The organism is Streptomyces sp. NBC_01450 (assembly GCF_036227505.1).
In the GTDB taxonomy this organism is placed as follows: Bacteria; Actinomycetota; Actinomycetes; order Streptomycetales; family Streptomycetaceae; genus Streptomyces.
The window spans coordinates 1,365,543-1,388,679 of the sequence record NZ_CP109480.1 but is presented as its reverse complement, the minus strand read 5'-3'; the positions used below and the strand labels follow the sequence as shown (position 1 = coordinate 1,388,679).

Below are 23,137 nucleotides of genomic sequence, written 5' to 3'. Positions count from 1 at the left end.
ATTGATACGGCGAGCGATACAACAGTATCGTTTTTGGTACCGTGATGCCATGCAGTCCAGCGATGGATCCGCCGGCCCCCTCGTCGGTCTACGCGTCCTCGAGCTCGCGGGACTCGGGCCGGCTCCGCACGCGGGCATGGTGCTGGCCGATCTCGGCGCCGACGTGGTGCGCGTCGAGCGGCCCTCCGGCCGGGCGCTGCGGCTCGGCCCGGACGACGCGACCGACATCGTGCGGCGCGGCCGCCGGTCGGTCTTCGCCGACCTCAAGCAGTCCGAGGGGCGTGCGTTGGTACGGGCGCTGGCCGCCCGGGCCGATGTGCTGATCGAGGGCCTCAGGCCAGGCGTCGCCGAGCGCCTCGGCGTCGGCCCCGAAGACTGCGGCAGGGAGAATCCGGGGCTCGTCTACGCACGCGTCACCGGTTGGGGTCAGGAGGGCCCGCTCGCCCAGGATCCCGGGCACGACCTGAACTACATCGGTCTCACCGGGCTGCTCCACGCGATGGGCCGCGCCGGTGATCCGCCGCCCCCGCCGCTCAATCTGGTGGGAGATTTCGGGGGCGGTTCCATGCTCCTGGTCATCGGTGTCCTGGCCGCACTCTGGGAGCGCGCACGCTCCGGGGCCGGGCAGGTCGTGGACTCCGCCATGGTCGACGGGACCGCCCTGTTGGGCCAGATGACGTACGCGCTGCGCGGCATGGGCGAGTGGTCGGACGAGCGGAGCACGAACCTCCTCGACGGGGCCGCACCCTTCTACGACACCTACGAGTGCGGCGACGGCAAATACGTGGCCGTCGCCGCACTGGAACCGCAGTTCTTCGCGGCGCTGCTGGAGGGGCTGGGCATCACCGGGGCCCGGCTGCCCACCCAGGGCGACCGCGGCGGCTGGCCCGCGCTGCGGGCCCGGTTCGCCCAGCGGTTCGCCTCCCGTACGCGCGACGAGTGGGCCGCGCACTTCGCCGGCACGGACGCGTGCGTCACGCCCGTACTGACGTTCGTGGAGGCGGGAGAGCACCCGCACGTGGTGGCCCGGAGCACCCTCGTCGAGGTCGACGGCATCCTTCAGGCCGCACCGGCCCCGCGCTTCTCGCGCACGCCCAACCGGCGGCCCTCGGCCCCGGGCGCGCCGGGCGCGGACACCGAGTCGGTGTTGCGTGACTGGGGCGTCGGCCCCCCGGCCGGCACCCCCGCGGCCGGCACCCCCGCGGTCAGGTCGACACCGCGTGCACGATGAGCGAGGCCAACTCGGCGTACGCCTCCGCGTCGGTCAGCCCCGTGCGCGCGGACACCTCGCCGCGCTGGATCTCCTGCATGGTGGCGGCGACGACCTCGCCCACGAACGCGGCGTGGACGTCACGGAACGCGCCGGCGGCGACGCCGTCCGCGATCAGCTGTCTGATCCGGCCCGCGGCCAGGCGGGTGTTGGCCTCGTACACCTCGCGGGCCGGTTCGAATCCGGCCATGTCGTCGAGGAATCGCCGGGACAGCGGCCTCAACTGCTCGGCGACGGCATTCAGGTAGACCACCACACGCTCCGCGGGCGCGGAGGTGTCCGTCACCTGCTTCTCGATGACCTCGGCCGCACTCCGGAAGTAGTGCTTCACCGCCTCGCGGACCAACTCCTGCTTGCTGCCTGCCAGTTGGTACAACGTCGTCTTCGAGCAGCGCAGCCGCTCGGTCAGCTCGTCGAGCGTGAACGAGGCGAAACCCTCCGCCGCCAGCAGGGCGACCAGCCTTTCCAGCAGGTCGGTCTGGCGCGCTGTGCGACGTGTGGACGGCATGACCTCAGCGTAGCCGTTGCCCCTGAGGCGGCAGGAGGTGCTGTCAGCGGGCGGTCCAGCCGCCGTCGACGACCACCGTCTGCCCGGTGACATAGCTTCCGGCGTCGCCGACGAGCCACAGGACCGCTCCGACGATGTCGTCGGCGGTCCCCTCCTTGGGCAGCGGGGTGTTGCGGCGCAGATACTCGGCGGCGCGCTCACCCTCGTAGAGCGGGCTGGTGATCTCGCTGCGGAAGAAGCCGGGGGCCACCGTGTTCACCCGGATCGAATGCCGCGCCCACTGCACGGCGAGCTCGGCGGTCAGGCCGGACAGGCCCGCCTTGCTCGCCGCGTACGAGGCCTGCGGAATGCCGGGGATGCCGACCCGGCCGCTGATGGACGAGACATTGACGATCGCGCCCCGGCCGAGAGCACGCATGTGGGGGAAGACGGCCTGTGCGAGCAGCAGCGGGGCCAGCAGGTTGAGGTCCATCGTCCGGCGGACGGCGTCGAGCGGCTCGGACTCGGCGCGTTCGGTCGTGAACATGTTCCCGGCGGCGTTGACGAGGATCTCCGGCGGTCCCAGTCGCTCGACGACCGTGGGCACCACCGAGCCGACCCGGTCGAGGTCGGACAGGTCGCAGGGGACAGCGAGGCCGTCGATCCCCTCGGCGAGCTCGGCCAGCCGGTCGTGACGGCGGGCCACCACGGCGACCCGGGCGCCGAGCGAGGCGAGCGCGTGAGCCACCGACGCTCCGAGCCCCGACGAGGCGCCGGTCACGACCGCCACCCGGCCGTCGAGGCCGAACATCCGTGCGGCGACTTTGGGGTCCTGCGCCACGCGGGTCTCCCTTCGACGGCAGGGCGTGTCGGGGGCGGCTGCGGCGGTGATCGCGGACCGGTCCGGCAGGCATCCTAAGCCGGGCCCTCCATCCTTACAAGGATTGCTACTTTACCAATCCCTCGTCACCCGGCGTCAGCCGCGGCGGAACCGCATGCGGCTGCGGGCGGACGCGGCGTCGATGACCCGGTTCTTGAGCGTGCGGCACACCCAGCGCTGGGTCGCCGTGAGGTGCTCCTCGGCGATCCGCGCGGCCTCGTCGGCGTCGCCCCGCTCGATGCTCGTCACGAGGCGTTCGTGCGCCCGCTGCGCGAGGGCGCGGTCGGCGCGCGAGGGGTAGTCGCCCCGCGAGACCTGCAGATCCGCCCAGGCCTCCTCCTGGACCGACCAGAGCGACGTGAGGCTCTTCACGACGACGCGCAGGGTCGCGTTGGGGTCGAACCCGACGACGGCGTCGTGGAACTCGCGCGAGGCCCGGGTGAACGCCGCGCCGTCGTCGATGCAGCTCTCGCTCGCGGCGAGCAGCTCCCGCAGACGCGGCACCACCACGCGCTCGCGGTCCGCCTGCTGCGCGCAGTGAGCCGCGCACAGCGGTTCGAGGGTGGCGAGGGCGGCGCCGAGGTCGGGAACCCCGACCTGCATCGCCTGGAGCGTCAGGCCGAGGGCGTAGCCGGCGGTCCCGATGTCGGGAGCGTGCACCGTGGCGCCGCCGCGGTTGCCGCGGCGCACGGTGATGAAGCCCTCGGTCTCGAGGATCCGCAGCGCCTCCCGCACCGAGGGATAGCTGACACCGAACTCCGCGACGAGCTCGTCCTGTTTGGGGAGCGTGGAGCCGTCGCCGATGCCGCCCGCGAGGATCCGGTCGCGCAGTGCGGCGGCCACCAGCTCCGCCATGCGCATCTGCCCGATCTTGGTGTGCTCGGACCCTGTACGTTCCATGATTGCAAGGCTAGCAGTGATACGAGGGGGTACTTCAGGCCGTTCCGGGGCGCCGTCGCGAGTCCACGAGCCCCGGCAGCAGGGTGCGTTGCACCTTGCCCATCGCGTTCAACGGCAGGGCGTCGACCTGGGACCAGATCTCCGGAACCTTGTACGGAGACAGCTCCCGCCGGCAGTGCGCGGAGAGCGCCTCGGCGTCGAGCGGGGGACCGGCGCTCTGGACCACCGCGGCCACCCGCTGCCCGAGCCGGTCGTCCGGCACCGCGCACACGGCGACCCCGGCGACGTCCGGGTGCGTCGCGATGACCCGTTCCACCTCCAGCGGGTAGACGTTCGCCCCGCCCCGGACGATGACGAGCTTCTTGCGGTCCAGCACCGTCAGCCAACCCTCGCCGTCGACGGTGCCGACATCACCGGTGGGGACCGGGCCGGGTTCCGGCGGCCGGAGACCGCCGCGCTCCCAGAACCCGAGCATCGGCCGCCACGTGCCGGCCCACGGCCCGACGGTGGCCCCGCTCAGTCGCAACTCGCCGAGCTCCCCGGCCGGCAGGCGTCGCCCCTCGTCGTCGTACGCCGCGACGTCGTAGTGCGGCAGCACCCGTCCGCTCGTGCCCGGGCGCCACTCGTGGCCCGGGGGGTCGATGGACACGACGGTCGGTGCCTCCGTCAGGCCGTAGGTGACGCGGGGGACCAGCCCGTGTGCCTCGGTGAACGCCCGGCGCAACACGTCCGGGGTGTCACCGCCCCCGCTCCACACCTCCTGGAGCGGGCCGAGGTCGAGGTGCGGGCGCGCGGCGAGGTCGTGGAGCTGGGCGGGGGCGCCGTTCCACACCGTGACGCGCCGAGCGGAGATCCAGTCGGCGACCCCGTCGACATCACGCCGGTCCATGACCACGGAGCATCCGCCCGCCTGCGCGGTGAGCAGGGTGGACAGCACCATGAGGTTGAGGATCGTCAGCGGGAAACTGTCGCCCTTGCGCAGCTCGGGACCCCAGCCGCGGCCGGCGACCAGGGCCGCGCCGGGCAGCAGCAGGTTGCGCTGGCTGTGTACAACCGCCTTGGGGCGTCCCGACGTTCCGCTGGTGAACGCGATCCCGGCCGGGGCGTCGACGGCCGGCTCGACCCGGGGAGCCGGTTCGGCGCTCGCCACGAGCCCGGACCATCGATCGGGGTCGACGCGGCCCGGCGAGCTCAGCCGGCAGCGCGGTCCGGCCAGGACGACCGTCGGCTCGCACAGCTCGTACAACTCCCCCTGCTCGCCTGCCGTGAGCGCTTCACCGATTCCCGCCCAGACGGCTCCGATCCGCTGCGATCCGTGGAAGGCCGCGACGATGTCTAGGTCGTTGGGAAGACAGGCGGCGACGCGGTCGCCCGGGCGTACGCCGAGCGACCACAGGGCGCCGGCCGCCCGTCGGGCCCGGTCGTCGAGTTCGGCGTACGACCAGGCGCCGGAGGCGGCCTCGATCGCCGTCGCGTGCGGGCGCGCGGAGAGCGAGGCGTCCAGTACCTCGGCGATGTTCTCCGGGACGGCCTTGCCCCGACCGGACGTCAGACCCCGGGAACCCTGATGTGCGTACTGCGGTGTGCCACCGGCATCGGTACGACTCATGCCCTCTTATTATCACTATCCTTGTAAGGATTCATCCTATAGGCTCGGACCGGAAGCCTGGTCCGCCTCCGCTGACAGAGGAGTGGTCGATACGTGAGAGCAGGCGCGCCGCGGCTCAGGCGGACGAAACACACCGGCCCGCTGTCGGGCGTGCGTGTGGTCGATCTGACGGCGATGGTGATGGGCCCCTACTGCACCCAGATCATGGCCGACATGGGGGCGGACGTGATCAAGGTCGAGCCCCCCGACGGCGACAACACCCGCTATATATCGGTCGGACCGGAACCGGGCATGGCGGGCGTCTTCGTCAATGTGAACCGCGGGAAGCGCAGCGTGGTGCTGGACCTGCGTTCCGGCGACGGCAAGGACGCCCTGCGCGAACTCATCGGCAATGGGGACGTGTTCATCCATTCGATGCGTGCGAAGGCGATCGCCAGGCTCGGATTCGGCTACGAAGAAGTGGCCGCCGTGAATCCGTCGGTGATCTACACCAACTGCTACGGCTACGGCCGCCGCGGCCCGGACGCGGATCTCACCGCCTACGACGACACCATCCAGGCCGAGTGCGGTCTGCCGTACGCGCAGGAGCGGTTGACCGGTCGGGCCAGCTACGTCGGCACCATCATGGCGGACAAAGTGGCCGGGATGACCGCCCTGTACGCCACCATGATGGCGCTGTTCCACCGTGAGCGGACCGGTGAGGGCCAAGAGGTGGAAGTCGGCATGTTCGAGACCATGGCCGCGTTCATGCTGGTCGAGCACGCCAACGGCGCGATGTTCAGCCCTCCCTTGGGCTCCGCGGCGTACCCCCGCGCGGTGACACCCGACCGGAAGCCCTACCGGACCAAGGACGGCCACATCTCCGCGCTGGTCTACAACGACAAGCAGTGGTCGGCCTTCGTCGACGCGGTGAAGCCGTCGTGGGCCGGGGAGCACTTCGCCACCCTTGAACAGCGCGCCCGCCAGATCGACACCGTCTACGCCCTGCTGGGGAAGACCTTTCTGGAGCGTACGACCGAGGACTGGCTCGGCCTGCTCAGGTCCCTCGACATTCCCGCCGCGCCGGTACGCACCCTCGACGAGCTGTTCGACAACGCGCATCTGAACGAAGTGGGGTTCTTCGAGACGGTGGACAGTCCGAACGGCCCCGTCCGTTTTCCCGGCATGCCGGCCTGGTTCTCGCGCACTCCCGGCCGTGTCGCCGGTCCCGCCCCCAGGCTCGGCGCCCACACCGAGGAGATCATGGCCGGCCTCGGCAGGGCGGGCGACGGGAAAGACACCTGAGCGAGGGAGTCGCAGAAGCAGTGACCAGTACCGGAGAACCCTTCAGCGCACGCTCCTGGCTGTTCGCCCCCGGCGACAGCGAACGGAAGATGGAGAAAGCGGCCGCCGGTCCGGCCGACATCGTGCTCCTCGATCTGGAGGACGCGGTGGCCGAGGAGACGAAGCCCAAGTCCCGGGAGACGATCTCCTCCTTCCTCGCGGACCGGTCGCCCGAGGAGAGAGACCGGCTGTGGGTGCGGATCAATCCCCTGGACGGCCCTCACGCGTTGGCGGACCTGGCGGCGGTGATCCCCGCGGGGCCCGGCGGCATCATGCTTCCCAAGGCGCGCGGCCGTGCGGATGTGGAGCTTCTGGACCACTATCTCTCCGCATTGGAGGTGTCCGCCGGGAGGGAGCGGGGCTCGACGAAGGTGATCGCCCTGGTGACCGAGACGGCCGAGGGCATGTTCACCACCGGCACCTACCGGGGCGCGCCCAGGATGGTCGCCATGACCTGGGGGGCGGAGGACCTCGCCGTCTCCGTGGGCGCCACTGAGAACCGCGACCCCGACGGAAGCTACGGATTCACCTACGAGTTGGCCAGAAGCCTGTGTCTCCTCGGGGCGGCCGCCGCCGGGGTGGCCGCCATCGAGACCATCCAGGGCGACTTCCGTGATGTCGAGGGACTGCGCGAGCGGGCCGAGAAGGTGCGCCGGGACGGCTACCGGGGCATGCTCGCCATTCACCCCGCCCAGGTCGATGTGATCAACGCGGCCTTCACCCCCACCGAACAGGAACTGGCCGCGGCCCAGGAGATCGTCGATCTCTTCGCCGCCCGTCCCGGTGTCGGCGCCATCGGCCACCGGGGCGCCATGCTCGACCGGCCTCACCTCGCCCGCGCACAGGCCCTGCTGGCATCGGGGGGACGCGCGTGAAGGTTGTTCCCGACGCCGGTGACCTGGACCTCGGCGCGTTCCTGCGCCCCGGTGACCGCATCGTCATGGGCCAGGCCTGCGGCGAACCGACCATGCTGGTCGACGCGTTGATCGAACAGAGCCCCGGCATCGGAGGCCTCTCGGCCTTCATAGCGACCAGCTTCTCCGGACGTTTCACCCCGGCGGCGGTGAGCGGGTTCTCGCTGGCCGGCATGGGGGCGATCGGCGCGTTGCGCTCCCTGACCAAGGAGCACCGGCTCAGCGTGATCCCCTGTCATGCCAGCCAGGTCGCCCCGCTGATCGAGGCAGGGATCATCGGCTGCGATATTGCCTTCGTGCAGGTCAGCCCGGCCGACGCGAACGGAGACCACAGCTTCGGCCTCATCAGCGACCATGTGCGGGCCGCGGTCGCGAAGGCGCGCGTCGTCGTGGCGGAGGTGAACGAGCAGGTGCCCTTCACCCATGGGGAACTGCTGTCCGCGGCGGAGATCGACGTCGCCGTGCATGTCTCCCGCCTGCCGGTGGAGGTGCCACCGGGGAGAATCGGCGCGACGGAGGCGGCCATGGCGCGACACGCCGCCGCCTATGTCGAGGACGGCTCGGTCATCCAGACCGGGGTCGGCGCCGTCCCGGACGCCCTCCTTCGGCTGCTGCGCGACCGCAAGGACCTCGGTGTGCACTCCGGCATGCTGGGCGACGGTCTGGTCGAGTTGGTGGAGGCGGGGGTCGTCACCAACGCGCGCAAACGCATCGACCGCGGGGTTTCGGTCAACGGCGCCCTGATCGGCACCAAACGCCTCTATGAATTCGCCCACCGCAATCCGCGGATCCGCATGTGCCCCACCTCGTACACCCACGACGCCGCCGTGCTCGCCCAGTTGGACCGACTGGTGACCATCAACTCGGCCATGGAGGTCGATCTGACCGGTCAGGTGAACGCCGAACAGAGCGGCTCGGCCTATCTCGGCGGCACCGGCGGCCAGGTGGACTTCGTTCGCGCCGGCGCCCGCTCCCCCGGAGGGCACGCCATCATCGCGCTGCCCGCCACCGCCAAGGGCGGCACCGTCAGCAGGATCACCGCCGAACTGTCGGGACCGGTCACCACCGCCCGCAGCGACGTGGATGTGATCGTCACCGAATTCGGCGCGGCCGAGCTCAGGGGCCAGACCCTGGCCGAGCGCACCCGGCGTCTGATCGCCATCGCCCACCCCGACTTCCGGGAAGAGCTGGCGCGGGCGGCCCACACCGTCCAGCGGCGAGGCTTCTGACAGGAAAGGCCGGCGCCGTACGGCTAGGTGCGCAGCCGCGTCGCGGCCAGCTCGCGGAGATCGCTGGACTTGATCTTCGCGCTGCCCGTGAGCGTGATCTCCTCGTCGCGGAAGAAGAGCACATGGCGCGGCACCTTGTAGCTCGCCAGACGATCCCGCAGGTACGCGCGGATCTCCACGGGGTCGAGGCTCGCGCCCTCCTGGGGGACGACGCACGCGGTGACGACCTCGCCGAGTGTCTCGTGCGCGACGCCGACGGTGCGGGCGACCTTGACGCCGGGACAGCCGGACAGCGCCTCGTCCACCTCGAGCGGTGAGACGTTCGCGCCGCCCGTCTTGATGATGTCGGTGAGCCGGCCCTCCCAGAAGAGCCGGCCGGCCCCGTCGAGGTATCCGCCGTCGCCGGTGGGGAAGAAGCCTTCGGCGTCGAGCGTCTCGTCGAGCGGTGTACCGAGGTAACCCAGCATCAGAGTGGGGCTCTTGACGCATATCTCGCCGCGCTCGCCACGCTCGACGACAAGGCCCGTGAGCGGATCGATGATCTTGACCACCACGCCCGGCAGCGGCTCTCCACTGCTGCCGGCGGTCACTTCCGGCGGGGTGCCGGCCGGGAAGCACGTCGTGATCGTGAAGGTCTCCGTGTTGCCGTAGGCGCTTCCCGGTTCGTGCCACCGCCCCGACACCGTGGGGTGCTGGGCGATCAGGGTCCCGGAATCCGCGAACCGTACGCTGCTCAGATCCGCCCGGCTCCAGTTGGCCGCGCTTTCGAGCTGGGCCCACTGGTGCGGCCAGGCGAGGGGGAAGTTCACCCGCTCCGCCTGTATGAGTTCGAGCGCCTCGGCGGCGGCGAAGGCCGACTGCAGCACCAGGGACCCACCACTGGCGAAGGTCGTGCCGAGGCCCATGGCGAAGTTCCCCGACCAGAAGAAGCCGTTGGCCGTCCAGCAGCGGATGTCGTCCTTCGGCGCGAATCCGTACATACGCCGGAAGCGCCACAGCTGGATGGCGACACCGCGATGCGCGCTCAGGATCCCCTTCGGCCTGCTCGTCGAGCCCGAGGAGAAGAAGAGCACGGCCGCGTCGCTCGGCCGCACCGCCGCGGCCGTCGCCTCGACCAGCTCACGCGACTCCTCGTGCCCGCGCGCCAGGAAGGCTTCCCAGGTGTCGATCGTCTCGTCCGGCAGGGCGTCCCCGACCATGGCGAGCCGCCGCAGGAACGGGAACTTCGCCGACCGCAGTGTGCCGGGCGCGGCCTTGCCGATCTCCGGCTCCAACTCGGTGAGAACGGCGACGAGATCCCTCTTCAGCACTCGTCGCTCGAACAACAACACGGAAACACAGGACACTTGGAGCAGGTGATCGAGCTCCGGCGGTGTCGAGAACGTGCTGAGCGTGACGGCCACCCCGCCCGCCAGCGAGGTGCCGAACACCGCCGCGATCCACTCGGCCCGGTTGGTCATCAGGACGCCCACACGGCTGTCCTTGCCCACGCCGCAGGCCCGCAGGGAGCGCGCCACCTCGACGGCGCGCTCCCAGAGTTCGGTGTACGTCCAGCGGGTGGTGCCCTCCGCCGTACGCATCACCAGCGCCTCGCGCTCGCCGTGCAGTGCCGTCACCTCACGCAGGAAGCCGGGCAACGTGAGCGGCCCGAGCCCCGGTTCGGCGCTCAACGGCGGCCCCGACACGATCGAAAGGGTCCGTACGGATTCGGCGTTCGTCTCAGTGCCCATCGCTCACCGCCCCATATCTTCCTCGTCGCATCTCCCTCGTCGCGCTAGTACGGCAGCTCGACCTCGGCCGTGCAGTCCACCAGCAGGCCGCCGTTCTGGTCGGTGAGGCGCAGCTTCACCTGGACGAGCGGTACACCCCACGTCGATTCCGTCTCCTTGCCGACGACCTCCGCGTCGAAATAGGTCACGTCACCCTCGAAGGCGGGGCCGCGGAAGTTCGCCCTGGAATGGCGCACCATGCCGTCGTGCCCGGCCCAGTAGGAGAGGTAGTCGGTGCACCAGGCGCCCAGCGTGGCGCCGTAGCCGTAGGCGCGCCCCATGCCGATCTCGCTCGCCTTGTCGCTGTCGATGTGGCCGCGTGAGGGTCCGACATAGAGCCCGTCGCGCTTGCGCGGGTCGATCCTGGCGCCTTCCTCGTCGAAGCCGAAGCCGTCCACCCACCCGGGGTCCTGGTTGATCCAGGGGTCCTTGACGCCGGGCGGTGCCACCCAGTGGAACGTGCCCCAGATGTTGAAGAGGAAGGCGCGGTACTCGGTGGTGAAGCTGGCGATGCTGTGCGGACCGATCACCCGCCGGGGCAGCTTGTCGCCGACGCGCACCTCATCGAAGCGCGGTGACACGCCCAGCCGGTTCGACAGGAGCCACTCGTGGCGCAGCTTCTCGACCTCGTTCAGTTCGGTGTCGCTCCAGCGCTTCACGACCAGGCTCTGGTCCTGGTACATGCCGCGCTTCTCCGCTTCGAGGGCGAGATAGCGGATCGCGGTGGAGCGCTCGCGCGCCACCAGCGTGCCGTGCTGGTTGGTGTGGGTGGTGTCGCCGCGCGAGAACATCGTGGGTCCGGCGAACTTCGTCTCCACCACCTTGTAGTCGTGGAAGCGCCGCTCCTGGAAGAGCTTGTCCCCGGCTCGTACGGGGCAGCCGTAGAACCACCATTCCTCGCCGCCGAAGATCAGGTGGCTGCCGGGGATGTGTCCCACGCAGGCGGGCTGGGCGCCGTGCCCGTAGTCCAGGCCGACCGCGATGGACTGCGGTGCCACGAGGCCGCCGAACCTGGAGTCGCGGGCGAACTCCTCGTCCCAGTGGAGCGGATTGGGATAGTCCATCGCCATCACCCAGCGGCGGATGTCGGAGGTGCTGCACGGATCCCACAACTGGCCGCCGCCGACCGGTTTGCCCACGCGGTGGTCGACGTCGGAGAGGTCGAGTTCGGTGATCTCTGCTTCGGTGGACTTCTTGCTCACGCCTGCTCCCGATGCTCCCGGTTTGACGGCTCAACGGCTCAACGGCTCAATGGCTGAACGGTCTATCGATCGACGTCGACGACGACGCGGCCGCGCACCTCGCCGTCCATGAGCCGGCCCGCCGTGGCGATCGCGTCGCTCAGGCCGATCTCCTGGGCGATCGCGTCGAGCGCGTCCACGTCCAGGTCGCGCGAGAGCCGGTCCCAGGCGGTCGTCCGCGAGGTGCGCGGTGCCCGCACGCTGTCGATCCCGAGCAGGGACACCCCGCGCAGGATGAACGGGGCGACCGACGCCGGGAAATCCATGCCCTGGGCCAGGCCGCAGGCGGCGACCGTGCCGCCGTAGCGCGTCTGGGCACAGGCGTTGGCCAGGGTGTGGCTGCCGACGGAGTCGACGACACCCGCCCAGCGCTCCTTCTGCAGCGGCCGGCCGGGCTCCGAGAATTCGGCGCGGTCCAACACGGTGACGGCGCCGAGCTGTTGGAGGTACTCGGCCTCCGACGCCTTGCCGGTCGCGGCGGCCACCGTGAAGCCGGCCTTCGTCAGGAGCGCGATCGCGACGCCGCCGACGCCGCCCGTCGCCCCCGTCACCAGGACCTCGCCCTGATCCGGGCGCACCCCGTGCTCCAGCAGGGCGCCCACGCACAGGCTCGCCGTGTAGCCCGCCGTGCCGATGGCCATCGCCTGCCGGGCGGTGAACGCGGTGGGCAGGGGCACGAGCCAGTCCCCCTTGAGGCGGGCGCGCTGCGCGAGGCCGCCCCAATGGCTCTCACCGACGCCCCAGCCGTTGAGTACGACGCGGTCGCCCTTGTGCCAGTCCGCGTGCGCGCTGTCGGTGACGACGCCCGCGAGGTCGATGCCGGGCACCATCGGGAAGCTGCGGACCACGGGTGAGGCGCCGGTGATGGCGAGAGCGTCCTTGTAGTTCAGCGTCGAATACTCCACCTCGATGCCGACGTCGCCGTCGGGCAGATCCGCCTCGTCCAGCTGTGTGAGCGAGACCGTCTGACCCGTCTCGCCCTTCTCGATCAGGAGCGCCGAAAACATCGCAGAACTCGCCCTCACCTCGGCCGCCTCAGACACGGATGCATATATCAATCTCGTGATGGAGAATGACATTCTCAATATGTGCGGATGATGCTTGCACGGTGACGTGACAGCGTCAACCGGCCGGGAGGCTGCCGTCTTGTTCGTTCTCAAGGCTAGCAATCATTACAAGGATTGAAATACCGTGGGCGTCATGGACTTCAGGATGGGGGAGAGCGCCACCGCGCTGCGGGCGCAGCTGCGCGGCATGGTGCGCGAGCACGTCCCGGCCGACTTCTTGGGTGCGTTCACCGAGGACCCGGCCGATCTGGAGGTCGCCCAGCGCTTCTGCCGGCTGCTGGCCGACCGGGGACTGCTGTGCCTGGCCTGGCCCGAGGAGTTCGGCGGCCGGGGCGCCTCGGTGTGGGAGCAGACCGTCGTCCGCGAGGAGATGTGGGCGCACCACGAACCCCGGGGAGCGCAGTACATGGGCGTCAACTGGGTGGGGCCCGCGATCATGCGGCACGGCACCCCCGAACAGCAGCGCCGACACCTGCCCCCGATCGCCCGCGGTGAGGTGATCTGGTGCCAGGGCTTCAGCGAGCCGGACGCCGGATCCGACCTGGCGTCCCTGCGTACGGCGGCCCGCCCGGACGGGGACGGCTGGCAGGTCTCCGGCCAGAAGATCTGGACCTCCTACGCCACCATGGCCCAGTGGTGCTTCCTGCTCACCCGCACCTCGCGGGGGGCCAGGAAGCAGCAGGGGCTGACGATCTTCCTCGTGCCGATGGAGCGGGCGGGCATCGAGGTCCGGCCCATCCGGTCCATGATCGGCCCGCACCACCTCAACGAGGTCTTCCTCGACGAGGTCCGGGTCGGCCCGGCCGACGTCCTGGGCACCGTGGACGACGGCTGGAAGGTCGTACGGGAAGTGCTCGCGTTCGAGCGGGTGGGCATCGCCCGGTACGCACGCTGTGAGCGCCTCCTACAGTCCGCCCCGTCGGCCCTCGGTGACCAATGGGACACCCTGCCGGGGGAGTTGAGGGGTCGATGGGCGGGGACGCTGGTGCACTGCCGGCGGGCCCGGCTGCTGGCGTACCGCGTGCTGTCGCTCCAACTCGAAGGAAGGGTCAGTCCGGCCGACACCGCCGCCTACCGGATCGCGGTCACCACACTCGACCAGGACAGCGCCGAGGTGCTCATGGAGATCGTCGGGCACGGTCGGCTCGCCGACGCGGACGGGCGCCGCTTCCGGCGCGCGGCGCAGGACCACTGGCGGTACGCGCAGGCGTCCACCGTCGCGTCGGGAAGTATCGAGATGCAGCGCATCCTGCTGGCCCGGGCCCTGCTGGCGGCCTCGTGAACATCGACCTGAGCAGGGAGGCGACCGAGTACGGCCGCCAGGTGCTGCGGGCCCTGGAGGCGGCCGGTGGCGACCGGCTCGTACAGCAGGCCGAGGAGGAACCGGGCCGTCGCGAGAAGCTCGTGGCGCCGGTCCTGGCCGAGCTCGGTGCCTGGGAGCTGGACGTACGGGCCGGCGCCGACGAGTTGGAGGCGGCGGCCGTGGTCTGCAGGGCCGCCGGCCACTGGGCCCTGGCCTACCCGGTGGCCGAGCGCCTCTCCCGGCCCGTCGGCCTCGACGCCGACGCACTGCTCGTCGTCGCCGACACCGCCCCCGCCGGTGCGGTGGCCGACCTCGACCTGCGCTGGGTGGCCGTGACACTGGACGGCGAGCGCAGCCATGCCCTCGCCCTGCCGGGGAGCTCACCGCCCCGCCACTCGGCCTTCGTCGCCGACCTCGACCTGACGCGGATCGACGGCGACGGGGCGGCGGACGCCGCGCTCGGACTGGTCCTGCCGTGCTGGACGCTGCTCGGGATGCTCGACCGGGCGATCGACCTCACCCGCGCGCACGTGGTCGTCCGCACCCAGTTCGGCCGGCCGTTGTCGGCCTTCCAGGCGGTCCAGTTCCAGCTCACCGACGCCGAAGTCGATCGTGCCGGCGTCGAGATGCTGGCCAGGTACGCGCTGTGGAGCCTGCGGGACAGCCCCGCCGACGCGCTCGCCGACGCGCTCGCACTGCGACTGGCGGCGCTGGAGGCGGCCCAGACCGTGTTCCGCGTCGCCCATCAACTGCAGGGGGCCACCGGGTTCTGCGACGAGGCGTTCCTGTCCTGGCTGTCGCGGTACAGCCAGCCGGTACGCCGACTGCCGCTCGGTCTGTCCGCAACCCGTGACCAACTGGCCCGGCTGGTGGACCGGCGGGGCCTGACCGGGCTGTTCGACGACGTCGACGACCCACACGGGCGGCCGACATGGTGACGTACGACCAGCGGCTGCTCGCGGTGCTCCGGAAGGGGCGGTGACCATGGCGCACCGGTTGACCTGGCCGGACGACCTCGGTGAGTTTCGTGTCGCCGTGCGGGAGTGGTGTCGAGAACATGTGCCGGCGCAGTGGCGGCGGCACCAGACCGGCGTGCCGGAGGCGGAGTTCGTCCGGTTCCAGAGGGAGTGGTTCCAGCGGCTGCGGGGGGCCGGTCTGGCCGTCCCGCACTGGCCGCGGGAGTGGGGCGGCGGGATGCCGGTCGCCCACCAGGTCGTGATCCACCAGGAGTTGGCCGCGCGGGACGCACCCCGACTGGTCCTGGCCTTCGTCGCGATCCACCACGCCGCCTCCACGCTGCTCGTCGCGGGCAGCGACGCGCAGCGCAGACGCCACCTCCCGGCGATCCTGGACGGTGAGATCTGGGTCCAGGGCTTCTCCGAGCCCGAGGCCGGGTCCGATCTCGCCGCCCTGCGCACGACCGCCCGCGAGCAGGGCGAGGGCTACCTCGTGAACGGCCAGAAGCTGTGGGCGAGCGGCGCGCTGCACGCCGACTGGTGCCTGCTGCTCGCGCGGACCGACCCGCACGCCCCGAAGCGGCACGGCATCTCGTACTTCCTGCTGGACATGCGCAGCCCGGGCATCGACGTACGGCCGATCCGCCAGGCCACCGGCGGCGCCCACTTCTGCGAGATCTTCCTCGATGACGTCTTCGTGCCCGCGGCCAACCTGGTCGGGCCCGTGAACGACGGGTGGCGCGTCGCACAGCGGACGCTGGGCGCCGAACGCGGTACGACGATGCTGGAACTGGCCGAGCGCTTGGGCAACGCCGGGTTCCGGTGGCTGGTGGAGGCGTGCGAAAGGACCGGTCCGCACGGGCGCCGGCCCCTCGACGACCCATGCGTGGCCGACTGGTTGGCGGCTCTGGAGACCGAGATCACCGGTCTGCGGGCGCTGTGCCGGGATCTGGTGGAGCGGCACGCCGTCGGCACCGTGGGCCCGGCCGACGCCTCCGTCGTCAAGCTCTACTACAGCGAACTGCTCCAGCGCACGATGGACTTCGGCGTCGAGATCGCGGGACCGGCCGGGCACACGGTGCTGGAGAAGCCCGCCTCCAGCGGCTGGGAGTCCGGCGCCTGGCTGCTCGACTTCCTCGGCTCGTGGGAGTGGACCATCCCGGGCGGGACGAGCGAGATCCAGCGCACCATCATCGGCGAGCGCGGTCTCGGACTGCCCCGAGAGCCGGTGGGCAACTGATGGCCGCCGCGCCGGAGACCGACGTGCGTGACGAACTGCGCGCGGTCGTCCGCGAGTTGCTCGCGAAAGGGCGGGCGTCCGAAGGGGTGCCCCGGCGGCGGCTGGCCGAGGCCGGGTGGCTCGGTCTGGAGGTCCCCGAGGGGCTGGACGGCGCGGGCGTGACCTTCGCGGAGACGGCGGTGGTACTGGAGGAGCTCGGCCGGGCGGCCGCCCGCACCGGGTACTTCGGGGTGACCGTGCTGGCCGCCGGGACACTGATCGCGCTCCAACCCACCGCCGAACGGGACGCGTTGCTGCGCCGGACGGCGAACGGGACGGAGGCCCTGACCGCCGCCCTGGTGGACGCCACCGACGACAACCTGGTCGCCGGCACCTTCGACGACAGGGATGTGCCCTTCCGGATCGAGGATTCCCGGGCAGGACCGCGGCTGAGCGGTCACGCGGGCTTCGTGCCCGACGCCGCCGAGGCCGACCGACTGCTGCTTCTGGCGCTCGACCCGGCCGGCACACCGGTCGTCGTCCTCCTCGCCCCGGGGGCCAAGGGACTGACGGTGACCGGGCAGCCGGTCCTGGACGCCACCCGCCGGTTCGCTCTGGTGCGTGCCGAAGCGGTGGCCCTGGACGAGGGGTGCGTACTGCGCTTCGACGGCGACCCGAGGGGCGCCGTCGCCCGGTTGCTCGACCGCGCGGCCGTCGCGACGGCCTGCGACAGCCTCGGTCTCGCCGAGGCCATGCTGGAAGCGACGGTCGCACACACCCGTGGCCGTGAGCAGTTCGGGCGGCCGGTCGGATCCTTCCAGGCCGTGAAACACACCTGCGCGGACATGCTGGTGCGGCTCTCGGTCTCCCGGCACCTGGTGTCCGAGGCCGTACGCCTGAGCGGCGAGGAGCGCGCTGAGGAGCGCGTCGAGGCGGGAGTCGCGGCCTCGATGGCGAAGTCGTACGTCTGCGCCGCCGCGGTCGACGTCGTCGGCGACGCGATGCAACTGCACGGCGGCATGGGCTACACGTGGGAGAGCGGAATCCATCTCTATTTCAAGCGCGCCACACTCAACCGCTCGCTGTTCGGCTCACCGGCCGCCCACCGTCGACGGCTGGCCGGTCGGTACCTGTGACGTTCCATTGCCCGCACCCCTAACAAACGCTAGATTGAAATGAGAGTGAGATTCTCTCAATCGAGAAGCTCATTCACCTCAACGACGAGGTTTCCGGGAGTCCCCATGTTGCTGCCAGGGGCGCGCTATACCAGCGCCACATCGACCAGCCTCGCCGAGGGGTGGAGTCTGGAACGACTCACCCCGCCCAGCCGTCTGTTCGGCGCCAACGGTCTGCGCACCGGTCCGGACGGCCGCGTCTACGTGGCGCAGGTGACTGGCAGTCAGATCAGCGCGATCGACGTCGGGACGGGCAGCCTGGAGACCATCAGCGCCAAGGGCGGCGACATCATCGCGCCGGACGACGTGGCCTTCGGCCCGCAGGGCGACCTCTACGCCACCGAGGTCATGGACGGCCGGGTGAGCGTGCGCGGCGCCGACGGCCGTACGCGTGTCCTGCGCGACGACCTTCCCAGCGCGAACGGCATCACGGTGCACCAGGGCCGCCTGTTCATCGGCGAATGCCGCGTCGGCGGGCGGCTGTTGGAGCTCGATCCGAACGGCGGCGCACCCCGCGTGATGCTCGAGAACGTGGCGATGCCCAACGCCATGGAGGTCGGCCTCGACGGCCTCCTCTACTACCCGGTGATGGGCACCAACGACATCTGGCGGATCCATCCGGACGGCGGCGAGCCCGAACGGGTCGTGGGCGACCTGGGCGTCCCCGACTCCGTGAAGTTCGACTCCGAGGGCTACATCGTCTCCACCCAGGTGGCGAGCGGCGAGGTGCTGCGCATCGATCCCCGCAGTGGCGAGCGCACCGTTCTGGCCGCCCTCGATCCCGGTCTCGACAACTGCACCTTCGTGGGCGACCGGCTGTTCGTCTCGAACTTCACCGGCGAGATCACGGAGATCCTGAGCGGCGGAGAGACCCGGACGACGCTGCCGGGCGGCCTCAACTGGCCGCTGGATCTGACCGTGGGAGACGACGGCACGCTCTACGTCGCCGACGGGACCTTCTTCTACGCCCTGCGCCCCGGCGGCGAGCCGCGGACACTCGGAATGCTCTTCACCCCCGGCTATCCGGGGTTCGTCCGCGGGGTGACCTCCGTCGGCGGGGGCGAGTTCGTCGTCACCACCTCGGGCGGCCAGGTCGCGCGCTACTCGCCCGCGCACAGGGAGAGCGAGGTACTGGCCCAGGACCTCGACCAGCTCTACGGCGTGGTGGTCGCTCCCAACGGGGCCGTGGTGACAGCGGAGTTCGGCACCGGCCGTGTGCTGTCCATCCGGTCCGGCCAGGTCGAGGAACTGGCGTCCGGCCTGAACCAGCCGCTCGGTGTGGCGTTCGGACCCGACGGCAGTTGCCTCGTCTCCGAGTCGGGCGCCGGACGGATCGTCGCGATCACCGGTGCCGGCGTGGACACGGTGGTGGACGGCCTGGAGAGACCCCAGGGGATCCTGGTGCGCGGCGGACGGCTCTACGTCGTCGACGCCGGTGCCAAGGCGGTGATCGGCGTCGATCTCGAGAGCAAGGCCCGCCGCACCCTCGCCCGTGACCTGCCGGTGGGCGCCCCGCCCGGCGTGACCCCCAAGCCGCTGCGGGGACTGCCGCCGTTCTCCGGGCCCCAGGGCCCCTTCGCCGGCATCGCCGCCGGAGCGGACGGCACGCTCTACGTCTCCGCCGACGCCGACGGCAGCGTGCTCGCCCTGCGCGAGACAGGAGGAACCGCACGATGACGCAGGACTTCCTGGGCCTCGACGGACGCGTCGTCATCGTCAGCGGCGCGGCGGGCGGGGGCATCGGCACCTCGGTGACGCGCATGGTCGCCCGAGCCGGGGCGACCGTCATCGCGGTGAGCCGCTCCCCGGAGAACCTCGAGAAGCATGTCGCGCCGCTGGCGGCGGAGGGCCTCGCGGTCGTGCCGGTCGCGGCCGACGCCTCCACCGACGAGGGCATCGCGCTCGTGATGAAGGAGGTCGGCCGGACCGCCGGCGACCTGCACGGCCTCGTGAACGTCGCCGGTGGCGCCGCCCCCTCGACCTGGATGCCCTCGACGCGGGTGACCCGGGCGGACTGGCGCGCGCTGTTCACCCAGAATCTCGAGACGATGTTCTTCATGAGCCAGGCGGTCGCCGCCGAGCTCACGTCACAGGGCCGACCGGGGTCGATCGTCTCGATCTCCTCCATCAGCGGCATGAACTCGGCCCCCCTGCACATCGGTTACGGCACGGCCAAGGCCGCGCTGGTGGCGGCCACCCGCACGATGGCCGTCGAACTGGCCGGGGACGGCATCCGGGTGAACGCCATCGCGCCTGGTGTGACCGAGACCCCGGCCTCGGGGACGTACGTCGACGAGGACGCCGAGCGGGACCGCCGCGCCATCGCCATGGGGCGACGCGGCCGCCCCGAGGAACAGGCGGGGGCCATCCTCTTCCTGCTGTCCGACCTGTCGACGTACATCACCGGTCAGACCCTGCTGGTGGACGGCGGCCTCAACCTCAAATGGACCCACCTGGCCGCCGACAACACCTCCCTCTTCCTCAAGGACGAGTCCTTCCGAGCCGCCATAACGCGCTGACACGGGCTGGAGAATGTCATGAGCGAAACCGTCGAGAACGAAGCCCTGTCCCAGCCGCTGACGATCGGCGTGGAGGCGTACATCTCGCAGGAGTACGCCCGGGCCGAGCGGGACAAGCTGTGGAGCAAGGTGTGGCAACAGGTCGGGCGGGTCGAGGAACTCCCCGACGTCGGTGACTACCTCACCTACGAGATCCTCGACGACTCGATCATCGTCGTACGCACGGCACCGGACACACTCCGCGCCTACCACAACGTCTGCTCGCACCGGGGGCGCCGCCTCCTCGACACCCCGCCGGGCAAGCGGGACGCCCGTGGCCGCGGCAGGCAGTTCGTCTGCGGGTTCCACGGGTGGCGGTACAACCTGGACGGCCGGTGCACCCATGTGCCCGAACGGGAGGACTGGCCGTGCGGGCTGTCCGCGGGGAACACCGGCCTGAGCGACGTCGAGGTCGACACCTGGGGCGGCTGGATCTGGATCAACATGAACCCGGAGTGCGAGCCCCTGCGGGACTACCTGGAGCCCGCCGCAGGACTGCTCGACCCGTTCCAGCTGGAGAACATGCGCTACCGGTGGCGTCGCTGGCTCGTCTTCGACTGCAACTGGAAGACCGCCCTCGAGGCGTTCATGGAGACCTACCATGTTCCGTACACCCACCCGGAGTTCATGAAGTTCGGCAGTTTCCTCGGGTGGTCCAGGGCGCAGGGCAAGCACAGCAACATCGGCTACGACGCGCCCAAGGGCCTGGACGAGAACCAGGCGAAGCTGCGGATCGGCGGAGGCACCGACCCCCGCGAGTCCACGGCCGAGCTGCAGAACTTCACCTGGGCGAACGCGAACACCAACACCACCCAGACCCTGGTCGACGCGGCGAACCGGCTGGTCGAGGAGGTGCCGGAGGACGCCACGGCCGCCGACGTGCTCAGGCACTGGCTGGACACGGCCCGGCGCACCGACGCCGAGCGCGGTGTGAACTGGCCGACCGTGGAACCCGCGCACGTCGCGAAGAGCGGCACCGCCTGGCAGATCTTCCCGAACTTCCAGATCGGGCACGCGCTGAACAACATGCTCTGCTACAGCGCCCGGCCGCATGGCTACGACCCCGACAAGTGCGTCTTCGAGGTCGCCGTCTACGAGCTGTACCCGCCCGGCGAGGAGCCGGTGACCGAGTGGGTGTACACGCCGGAGGACGACCCGGACTGGCGCACGGTCCTGCCGCAGGACTTCACCAACATGGCCGCCGTCCAGAAGGGCATGAAGGCCCGCGGCTTCTCGGGCCCGAAGCCCAACCCGTACCGCGAGCGCAGCATCGTGAACCTGCACCACAACCTGGCCACCTACATGGGTACCGGCGAGCCCCGCGACCTCGCCTGAATCCCGCCCCCGTATGCCCCGGGGACGAACGACCCGAGTGACCGCCCGAGCCGAGGACTCCGCATGCCGAAATGCGCACCGACCCAGACGCCTGAGACAGACCACGCGGCCCTCAGGGCGAAGTACCTGCTGGAGCGCGACAAGCGCCTGCGCGGCGAGGGACAGAAGCAGTACCTGGAAGCCGAGGGCGAGTTCGAGGAGTACTACGAGGCCGACCCGTACACGCCCGTCGTGCCCCGGCCCCCGGTCTCGCAGGACATCGACGTGGCGATCCTCGGCGGCGGACTCTCGGGCCTGATCACCGCGGCGCGGGTCAAGCAGGCCGGCGTCACGGGCTTCCGGATCATCGAGCTCGGCGGTGACTTCGGCGGCGCCTGGTACTGGAACCGCTACCCGGGCATCCAGTGCGACACGGACTGCTACTGCTATCTGCCGATGCTCGAAGAGGTCGGCTACATCCCGAAGCAGAAGTACTCCTTCGGGGACGAGGTCTTCGAGCACTGTCAGCGCATCGGGAAGCACTTCGGGCTCTACGACCACGCGATCTTCAGCACCCTGATCCGCTCGATGGAGTGGGACGAGTCGAGTCTGCGCTGGCGGATCGGCACCAACCGGGGCGACGACATCCGCGCCCGTTTCGTCATCATGTGCCAAGGCCCGTTCAACCGGCCGAAGCTCCCCGGAATCCCCGGCATCACGGACTTCCGAGGACACACCTTCCACACGGCCCGCTGGGACTACGCCTACACCGGCGGCGACATGAGCGGCGGGCTCGACAAGCTCTCCGACAAGCGGGTCGCCGTCATCGGCACGGGAGCCAGCGGCATCCAGGTGGTCCCGCACCTCGCCCGCTCCGCCCGGCACCTCTACGTGTTCCAGCGCACGCCCTCGTACATCGACGAGCGCGGCAACGTACCGACCGACCCGGAATGGGTGAAGACCCTGGAGCCGGGCTGGCAGAAGGAGCGGCAACGCAACTTCCACACCGCGGCGTTCGAGGCCTTCGCGCCGGGCCAGCCGGACCTCGTCTGCGACGGCTGGACCGAGGTCAGCCGCAATCTGGCCGCGCATCTGGACGCCACCGACGGCTGGGCCGCGCTGGCGGACCCGGAGAAGTTCATGGAGTTGAGGGAGCTTCAGGACTACCGGGCGATGCAGCGGCTCCGCGAGCGCGTCGACGCCGTCGTCGAGGACGAGAGGACGGCCGAGGCGCTGAAGCCCTACTACCGCTTCCTGTGCAAGCGGCCCTGCTTCAACGACGAGTACCTGCCCACCTTCAACCGCCCGAACGTCACCCTCGTCGACGTGTCGGACACCAAGGGCGTCGAACGCATCACCGAGAAGGGCATCGTCGCCCACGGCGTCGAGCACGAGGTGGACTGCATCATCTTCGCCAGCGGCTTCGAGATCACCACCGACCTCGACCGCCGCCTCGGTATCGGGCCGTTCACCGGGCGCGCCGGGCTGTCGCTCTACGACCACTGGGCCAAGGGCTACCGCACCTTGCACGGCGTCATGAGCCACGGCTTCCCCAACCAGTTCTTCACCGGCTTCCTCCAGGGCGGCGTGACCGCCAGCACGACGGCGATGTTCGAGCAACAGGCCCAGCACATCGCCTACATCATCAAGGAGACCCTGGCGCGCGGCGCCTCGACCGTGGAGCCCACCGAGGAAGCGCAGGACCAGTGGTGCGCGACCGTCCGGGAGACCGCGGTCGACAACACCGACTTCCGACGGGAATGCACGCCCGGCTACTACAACAACGAGGGCGAGCGGCAGATCCGCTCGCACCTCGGCGAGCCCTACTGGCCCGGCTTCTACGCCCTGGAGGACCTGCTCCAGGCATGGCGCGACACGGGCGAGTTGCGCGGCCTCGTCCTGAACGACTGACGAGCCCCGTCC

Annotated in this window: 19 protein-coding genes; 12 read left to right on the top strand and 7 right to left on the bottom strand. The window is 70.6% G+C overall.

Features of this window, described 5'->3' with window-relative positions:
* The first annotated feature begins 49 nt into the window (after positions 1–49).
* Positions 50–1,231: a CaiB/BaiF CoA transferase family protein gene (locus OG568_RS06185; protein ID WP_329530639.1), complete on the top strand. Its 1,182-nt coding sequence runs from the start codon at positions 50–52 to the stop codon at positions 1,229–1,231.
* Here the strand turns inward: OG568_RS06185 and OG568_RS06180 are convergent.
* The 4 genes from OG568_RS06180 to OG568_RS06165 all read right to left on the bottom strand — a co-directional run bounded on the left by OG568_RS06180 (position 1,206) and on the right by OG568_RS06165 (position 5,146).
* Positions 1,206–1,778, bottom strand: coding sequence for a TetR/AcrR family transcriptional regulator (locus tag OG568_RS06180; protein WP_329530638.1), 573 nt, complete (start codon positions 1,776–1,778; stop codon positions 1,206–1,208). The genes OG568_RS06185 and OG568_RS06180 overlap by 26 nt on opposite strands.
* A gap of 43 nt (positions 1,779–1,821) precedes the next feature.
* Positions 1,822–2,598, bottom strand: a complete 777-nt coding sequence (locus OG568_RS06175) for an SDR family NAD(P)-dependent oxidoreductase (RefSeq protein ID WP_329360953.1) — start codon at positions 2,596–2,598, stop codon at positions 1,822–1,824.
* 135 nt (positions 2,599–2,733) lie between these two features.
* Positions 2,734–3,537 (bottom strand): FadR/GntR family transcriptional regulator, encoded by an 804-nt coding sequence (locus OG568_RS06170; RefSeq protein WP_329530637.1) that lies wholly within the window; start codon positions 3,535–3,537, stop codon positions 2,734–2,736.
* A 34-nt stretch (positions 3,538–3,571) separates the two neighbouring features.
* Complete coding sequence (locus OG568_RS06165) at positions 3,572–5,146, bottom strand: class I adenylate-forming enzyme family protein (protein WP_329530636.1); 1,575 nt, start codon at positions 5,144–5,146, stop codon at positions 3,572–3,574.
* A 93-nt stretch (positions 5,147–5,239) separates the two neighbouring features.
* Here OG568_RS06165 and OG568_RS06160 point away from each other — a divergent pair, with 93 nt between their 5' ends.
* From OG568_RS06160 to OG568_RS06150, 3 genes are read left to right on the top strand one after another with little or no spacing between them, the layout of a single operon-like run.
* Entirely contained in the window at positions 5,240–6,430 is a 1,191-nt protein-coding gene (locus tag OG568_RS06160; protein WP_329530635.1) for a CaiB/BaiF CoA transferase family protein, read from the top strand.
* Between the two features lie 20 nt (positions 6,431–6,450).
* Positions 6,451–7,344 carry an HpcH/HpaI aldolase/citrate lyase family protein gene (locus tag OG568_RS06155; protein WP_329530634.1) on the top strand — a complete coding sequence of 298 codons (894 nt, stop codon included), beginning with the start codon at positions 6,451–6,453 and terminating at the stop codon, positions 7,342–7,344.
* Positions 7,341–8,612 (top strand): acetyl-CoA hydrolase/transferase family protein, encoded by a 1,272-nt coding sequence (locus OG568_RS06150; protein ID WP_329530633.1) that lies wholly within the window; start codon positions 7,341–7,343, stop codon positions 8,610–8,612. Before OG568_RS06155 ends, OG568_RS06150 begins: the two co-directional genes overlap by 4 nt.
* A 23-nt stretch (positions 8,613–8,635) precedes the next feature.
* On the opposite strand, the gene OG568_RS06145 is transcribed toward OG568_RS06150, so the two are convergent.
* From OG568_RS06145 to acuI, 3 genes are all read right to left on the bottom strand, one after another.
* Positions 8,636–10,342, bottom strand: coding sequence for a class I adenylate-forming enzyme family protein (locus OG568_RS06145; RefSeq protein ID WP_329530632.1), 1,707 nt, complete (start codon positions 10,340–10,342; stop codon positions 8,636–8,638).
* 44 nt (positions 10,343–10,386) lie between these two features.
* Positions 10,387–11,583, bottom strand: coding sequence for an FAS1-like dehydratase domain-containing protein (locus OG568_RS06140; protein ID WP_329530631.1), 1,197 nt, complete (start codon positions 11,581–11,583; stop codon positions 10,387–10,389).
* Positions 11,584–11,645: 62 nt separating this feature from the next.
* Positions 11,646–12,629, bottom strand: coding sequence for an acrylyl-CoA reductase (NADPH) (gene acuI, locus OG568_RS06135; protein ID WP_329530630.1), 984 nt, complete (start codon positions 12,627–12,629; stop codon positions 11,646–11,648).
* A gap of 193 nt (positions 12,630–12,822) precedes the next feature.
* Here acuI and OG568_RS06130 point away from each other — a divergent pair, with 193 nt between their 5' ends.
* The 8 genes from OG568_RS06130 (at position 12,823) to OG568_RS06095 (ending at position 23,125) form a co-directional block, all read left to right on the top strand.
* On the top strand, positions 12,823–13,971 hold the full coding sequence (locus tag OG568_RS06130; protein WP_329530629.1) for an acyl-CoA dehydrogenase family protein: 1,149 nt from the start codon (positions 12,823–12,825) through the stop codon (positions 13,969–13,971).
* Positions 13,968–14,930, top strand: coding sequence for an acyl-CoA dehydrogenase family protein (locus tag OG568_RS06125; protein WP_329530628.1), 963 nt, complete (start codon positions 13,968–13,970; stop codon positions 14,928–14,930). Before OG568_RS06130 ends, OG568_RS06125 begins: the two co-directional genes overlap by 4 nt.
* A 46-nt stretch (positions 14,931–14,976) precedes the next feature.
* Positions 14,977–16,188, top strand: a complete 1,212-nt coding sequence (locus OG568_RS06120) for an acyl-CoA dehydrogenase family protein (RefSeq protein ID WP_329530627.1) — start codon at positions 14,977–14,979, stop codon at positions 16,186–16,188.
* Positions 16,188–17,303: an acyl-CoA dehydrogenase family protein gene (locus tag OG568_RS06115; protein ID WP_329530626.1), complete on the top strand. Its 1,116-nt coding sequence runs from the start codon at positions 16,188–16,190 to the stop codon at positions 17,301–17,303. Before OG568_RS06120 ends, OG568_RS06115 begins: the two co-directional genes overlap by 1 nt.
* A gap of 105 nt (positions 17,304–17,408) precedes the next feature.
* Positions 17,409–19,019, top strand: coding sequence for an SMP-30/gluconolactonase/LRE family protein (locus OG568_RS06110; RefSeq protein ID WP_329530625.1), 1,611 nt, complete (start codon positions 17,409–17,411; stop codon positions 19,017–19,019).
* Positions 19,016–19,861 (top strand): SDR family NAD(P)-dependent oxidoreductase, encoded by an 846-nt coding sequence (locus OG568_RS06105; protein WP_329530624.1) that lies wholly within the window; start codon positions 19,016–19,018, stop codon positions 19,859–19,861. The genes OG568_RS06110 and OG568_RS06105 overlap by 4 nt, the downstream gene beginning before the upstream one ends.
* Positions 19,862–19,879: 18 nt before the next feature.
* On the top strand, positions 19,880–21,235 hold the full coding sequence (locus OG568_RS06100) for an aromatic ring-hydroxylating oxygenase subunit alpha (RefSeq protein WP_329530623.1): 1,356 nt from the start codon (positions 19,880–19,882) through the stop codon (positions 21,233–21,235).
* A 63-nt stretch (positions 21,236–21,298) separates the two neighbouring features.
* Positions 21,299–23,125, top strand: a complete 1,827-nt coding sequence (locus OG568_RS06095; protein ID WP_329530622.1) for a flavin-containing monooxygenase — start codon at positions 21,299–21,301, stop codon at positions 23,123–23,125.
* The last annotated feature ends 12 nt before the right edge of the window (positions 23,126–23,137 follow it).

Bases quoted from the DNA above. Each gene is read 5' to 3' on its own strand.
- OG568_RS06130 (WP_329530629.1), top strand. From the start codon at position 12,823: ATGGACTTCAGGATGGGGGAGAGCGCCACCGCGCTGCGGGCGCAGCTG.
- OG568_RS06110 (WP_329530625.1), top strand. From the start codon at position 17,409: ATGTTGCTGCCAGGGGCGCGCTATACCAGCGCCACATCGACCAGCCTC.
- OG568_RS06165 (WP_329530636.1), bottom strand. From the start codon at position 5,146: ATGAGTCGTACCGATGCCGGTGGCACACCGCAGTACGCACATCAGGGT.
- acuI (WP_329530630.1), bottom strand. From the start codon at position 12,629: ATGTTTTCGGCGCTCCTGATCGAGAAGGGCGAGACGGGTCAGACGGTC.
- OG568_RS06105 (WP_329530624.1), top strand. From the start codon at position 19,016: ATGACGCAGGACTTCCTGGGCCTCGACGGACGCGTCGTCATCGTCAGC.
- OG568_RS06170 (WP_329530637.1), bottom strand. From the start codon at position 3,537: ATGGAACGTACAGGGTCCGAGCACACCAAGATCGGGCAGATGCGCATG.
- OG568_RS06185 (WP_329530639.1), top strand. From the start codon at position 50: ATGCAGTCCAGCGATGGATCCGCCGGCCCCCTCGTCGGTCTACGCGTC.
- OG568_RS06095 (WP_329530622.1), top strand. From the start codon at position 21,299: ATGCCGAAATGCGCACCGACCCAGACGCCTGAGACAGACCACGCGGCC.
- OG568_RS06180 (WP_329530638.1), bottom strand. From the start codon at position 1,778: ATGCCGTCCACACGTCGCACAGCGCGCCAGACCGACCTGCTGGAAAGG.
- OG568_RS06115 (WP_329530626.1), top strand. From the start codon at position 16,188: ATGGCCGCCGCGCCGGAGACCGACGTGCGTGACGAACTGCGCGCGGTC.
- OG568_RS06100 (WP_329530623.1), top strand. From the start codon at position 19,880: ATGAGCGAAACCGTCGAGAACGAAGCCCTGTCCCAGCCGCTGACGATC.
- OG568_RS06145 (WP_329530632.1), bottom strand. From the start codon at position 10,342: ATGGGCACTGAGACGAACGCCGAATCCGTACGGACCCTTTCGATCGTG.
- OG568_RS06120 (WP_329530627.1), top strand. From the start codon at position 14,977: ATGGCGCACCGGTTGACCTGGCCGGACGACCTCGGTGAGTTTCGTGTC.